The sequence below is a fragment of the Moorena sp. SIO4E2 genome, from assembly GCF_010671945.1.
Classification (GTDB): domain Bacteria; phylum Cyanobacteriota; class Cyanobacteriia; order Cyanobacteriales; family Coleofasciculaceae; genus Moorena; species Moorena producens.
On the sequence record NZ_JAAHIE010001095.1, the window covers coordinates 1 to 1,725 of the forward strand.

Sequence of the window (1,725 nt, forward strand, 5' to 3'; positions counted from 1 at the left end):
GACCTTTAATCTAGGGTTGAAGGTGAGGCGGTTGTTCGCCCTTGGCGTTCGGTGTAGGGTAGGTGATGCAGTTGAAGGTTAGCCCGTTGAAGGTTGAAGGTTCGGCGTTGCTTAATAATGGAATGATTTTAAGAGTGAGGTGGAACCGGCATCTTGGTGGAACCGGCATCTTGCCGGTTATCAATATTTTCGGGCAGGCAGGATGCCCACCCTACTTCTATTCATTCCTTGATTCAGCAACGCCAAATTCTATAGGACGGCTTTTATCATCAAGTGCTTTCCAAAACAAATCAATATCATCGGTCTTGAAACGTTGTGCCATGCGATAAACCCCTGGTTCTATACCTTTTTCAGTCGTCGCAAGTTTGACCAAACCCAGGAGTTGCATTGTGACAATTGGATCAATATATTCTGTTTTTACGCCTTTCTCATGTTTAGCAAAAAAGTTGATCACAAAACCATCTGCTAACAGTACTAATCTTTTAGATTGACCATTAAATTGAATATCATAGACCGTACCAATATCATCATGAAAGGATTTGTGAATTGAAATATTCTTTTTGATCTGATGCCGAATCCATTCAACCAAACCAGAAACCCATGTACTAGATTCGACATCCTTTAAACCCATGCTCTTGATCAATTCAGGATAATCTTTTAGTTTAGCTACTAGAGAATCAGATGTTTCCGAAGAAGAAAGCACTTGATGAATGACTTGAGTCTCACTATCTGAAATAAAACACAACTTCTGCTCATAATATCTCTTGTACCAGATTAACTGTTGATGAATATCGATTGTATTTTCGGAAATAATTTCTAATAACTCGTCTAGAAAAACTATTGCCTTTCTAAATTCATAATCCTTCGATGAACCACTGGTAAGAATCAGTTCATCTACAAGATATCCGATATTTTTTCTAGTCAAAAACCCATTGATATCCAGCTCATCCAACACAAGGGAGCCGGTAACACCAATAATTGTATCAATGTGGTTTTGAATAAGGCGCGTTACTTTTCGGAAAGATAGTATTTGTTCAGGAACTAATAAGGTTACCTTTTTGAAGCAATTTTGCTTACTAAAGATTTGACTCATTCCTTGGCCATTGGGTAACAGTTCGATTTTCTCAGGGACATACCCATATTGCTGACGGATAGATTCCCATAAACCATTCAACGTATTTGTTTGATACCATAGCGTCTGCAAGGAAGATTCTGGGCTGGGGAAAGCATTAGTTATAACTAATTCATTAAAAGATTCGTACTTGGGAGAGGGTGAGAAAAATTCTAGCACCGATTTCTCAATCTTATCGCTATACAATTGAGGGTGACGCTCACCAAAAGGTAAATCGACAATCACTGGTAAACAGGTGTCTTCAACAATATATCTGCCCAAATTTAAATAATCAACTTTTGTGGCAGCATAGGGAAATCTTTGACTGTCAATTTCTCTAGAAAATGCTTGATCGACAATATCTACAGCAAAAACATGACTTGTACTATTTTGCATTTCTGTCAGTTCTTCAACCAATCGGGTTCCGATTGCACCATTACCTCCGATGACCGCTACTTTCCGTGTTTCAAATGTCGGCAATCCTAATCGGCCTAAAGCTGTTGAAGTTGAGTCAATAATTGCTTGTGAAACCCCTTTTGTTTCGAAAATTAGCTTGATGTCATCCCGTGCTGTAGAAAGCACAGGAAGCAAAGCTTTTCCTTGATAATATTCTA

Annotated in this window: 1 protein-coding gene; it reads right to left on the reverse strand. The window is 38.7% G+C overall.

The features are described from left to right. Positions 1-217 precede the first annotated feature (217 nt). The coding region (locus tag F6K37_RS41015; RefSeq protein ID WP_287257032.1) for a hypothetical protein at positions 218-1,725 on the reverse strand (1,508 nt) is incomplete at its 5' end.